Annotated in this window: 1 protein-coding gene; it reads right to left on the bottom strand. The window is 65.1% G+C overall.

What is annotated here, in order from left to right; translation table 11 throughout:
- On the bottom strand, positions 1 to 318 hold a 318-nt coding region (locus tag K0F75_RS25440), incomplete at both ends, for a pyridoxal-phosphate dependent enzyme (protein ID WP_219064708.1).

Here is a 318-nt window from a genome sequence, read left to right as displayed (position 1 = left end):
ATCAAAGGTGTGCTTGCCGATCTGCGCCACCGCCACGCCGTCGGCAAATAGCCCGACCTGACTCAGCACCACGCGCTCGCCTGCGGCCATGGCCGCTTGCAGGCAGTTGGAGTCGTCCGGCTCGACGCCGATCACCTTGATCTCCGGGCGCAGGTATTTCACGTACGCGGCGATGCCGGCGATCAAGCCGCCACCGCCCACCGGGACAAAAATCGCGTCCAGAGGGCCCGGATGCTGACGCAGGATCTCCATCGCCACGGTGCCTTGCCCGGCAATGGTGTCCGGGTCGTCATACGGGTGGACGTAGACGTAGCCTTT

The sequence above is a fragment of the Pseudomonas sp. UMAB-08 genome, from assembly GCF_900095225.1.
Lineage (GTDB): Bacteria > Pseudomonadota > Gammaproteobacteria > Pseudomonadales > Pseudomonadaceae > Aquipseudomonas.
The sequence above is the reverse complement of the archived record's forward strand: the minus strand, read 5'-3'. Positions and strand labels throughout refer to the sequence as shown.